The following is a 2,500-nucleotide window of genomic DNA, read 5'->3' on the forward strand; positions in this document are numbered from 1 at the left end:
TTAGAGATGCTCTTTAAAATAAATATGGCGGCTACCTACTTTCCCGGAGTAAACCAGTATCATCGGCCATGATGGGCTTAACTGCTCTGTTCGGAATGGGAAGAGGTGAACACCATCGGCAATACCACCATAAAAAGGTTATTGTGCGATTTAATAATATTCATTACAAATACTATCGTACAAAATAATGTAACATATTGGGAAAACTACTAAATAAAATTCTAATTAATAAAGTATAAAGCGTACGTGCAATTAGTACTACTCGGCTTTGATGTTACCACCTTTACACCTATAGCCTATCAACGTCGTCGTCTTCGACGGCACTTAAAAGTAAACTCATCTTAAGGTAGGTTTCGCGCTTAGATGCTTTCAGCGCTTATCCTTTCTGTACATAGCTACTCTGCACTGCACCTGGCGGCACAACAGATACACCAGCGGTACATACAACCCGGTCCTCTCGTACTAAGGTCATGTCCTCGCAATTTACTAACGCCCACCACAGATAGAGACCAAACTGTCTTGCGACGTTCTGAACCCAGTTCACGTGCCACTTTAATGGGCGAACAGCCCAACCCTTGGGACCTTCTCCAGCCCCAGGATGTGACGAACCGACATCGAGGTGCCAAACCTCCCCGTCGATATGAGCTCTTGGGGGAGATCAGCCTGTTATCCCCGGAGTACCTTTTATCCTTTGAGCGACGGCCCTTCCATACGGAACCGCCGGATCACTTTAGCCTGCTTTCGCACCTGATCGACTAGTCAGTCTCACAGTCAAGCTCCCTTATACTAATACGCTCTACTTACGATTACCAACCGTAATGAGGGAACCTTTGCGAGCCTCCGTTACACTTTAGGAGGCGACCACCCCAGTCAAACTACCCACCATGCAATGTCTCCGCTTGCGCAGATTAGACTCTAAGTAACAGAAGGTTGGTATTTCAACGTTGACTCCACAAACACTGGCGTGCCTGCTTCATAGTCTCCCAACTATCCTACACATCTGGTACCCAAAATCAATGCAAAGTTGTAGTGAAGGTTCACGGGGTCTTTTCGTCCCGTGGCGGGTAACCGGCATCTTCACCGATACTACAATTTCACCGGGCTCGTGGAGGAGACAGTGTGCAACTCATTCTACCATTCGTGCAGGTCGGAACTTACCCGACAAGGAATTTCGCTACCTTAGGACCGTTATAGTTACGGCCGCCGTTTACTGGGGCTTCAGTCGCAAGCTTCACCTTGCGGTTGACAAGCTTCCTTAACCTTCCAGCACCGGGCAGGTATCAGGCTCTATACGTCATCTTTCGATTTTGCAGGGCCCTGTGTTTTTGCTAAACAGTTGGTTGCACCATTTTACTGTGACCACATCGCTGTGGTACGCTTTATCCCGAAGTTACAGCGTTAATTTGCCTAGTTCCTTCTCCACGGCTCACCCGAGCGCCTTAGAATACTCATCTCGACTACCTGTGTCGGTTTACGGTACGAGTCGGTATAAACGAACCTTAGAGGTTTTTCTCGGCAGTCTGATTACAGTCACTATCCACGCTGCCGTAGCTTTGTGGTACTATCAGGTTCATCAAGTCCGGCGGATTTGCCTACCAGACCTATAACTACACCCTTTAACGATCTATTCCGTAAGATCGCGGACCTTTCACTTCTGCGTCACCCCATCGAATTTATACCGAGTACTGGAATATTAACCAGTTATCCATCGACTTCCCCTTTCGGGTATGCCTTAGGTCCCGACTAACCCTGATCCGATTAACGTTGATCAGGAACCCTTAGTCTTTCGGCGACAAGGTTTTTCACCTTGTTTATCGTTACTCATTCCTACATTTTCTTTTCTATCCGCTCCAGCATACATCACCATACACCTTCGACGCAAATAGAATGCTCTCCTACCGATTTATGTAAACATAAATCCTATAGCTTCGGCACTACGTTTGATGCCCGATCATTTTCCGCGCCCGAACCCTCGACCAGTGAGCTGTTACGCACTCTTTAAATGAATGGCTGCTTCCAAGCCAACATCCTGGCTGTCTTAGGATTTGAACATCGTTTAACCAACTTAACGTAGATTTAGGGGCCTTAGCTGATAGTCTGGGTTGTTCCCCTCTCGGCCACGGACCTTAGCGCCCGCAGCCTCACTGCCACAGATATTTATTAGCATTCGGAGTTTGTCAGGATTTGGTAGGCGGTGAAGCCCCCTAGTCCAATCAGTAGCTCTACCTCTAATAAACTTCTTATATGTGACGCTGTTCCTAAAAACATTTCGGAGAGAACGAGCTATCTCTCAGTTTGATTGGCCTTTCACCCCTATCCACAGGTCATCGGATAACTTTTCAACGTTAACCCGTTCGGTCCTCCAGTGTGTGTTACCACACCTTCAACCTGCCCATGGATAGATCACAAAGTTTCGCGTCTGCACCTACTGACTGTGCGCCCTGTTAAGACTCGCTTTCGCTGCGGCTCCGTTACTTAAGAACTTAACCTTGCCAGTAAG

Annotated in this window: 2 rRNA genes (1 of these 2 cut by a window edge); both read right to left on the reverse strand. The window is 47.4% G+C overall.

The features are described from left to right. Positions 1-22 precede the first annotated feature (22 nt). Positions 23-132, reverse strand: a 5S ribosomal RNA gene (rrf, locus tag DBR32_RS15475). Positions 133-232: 100 nt separating this feature from the next. Beyond that, positions 233-2,500, reverse strand: a 23S ribosomal RNA gene (locus DBR32_RS15480) (it continues 606 nt past the right edge of the window).

The sequence above is a fragment of the Taibaiella sp. KBW10 genome (assembly GCF_003852495.1).
Lineage (GTDB): Bacteria > Bacteroidota > Bacteroidia > Chitinophagales > Chitinophagaceae > Edaphocola.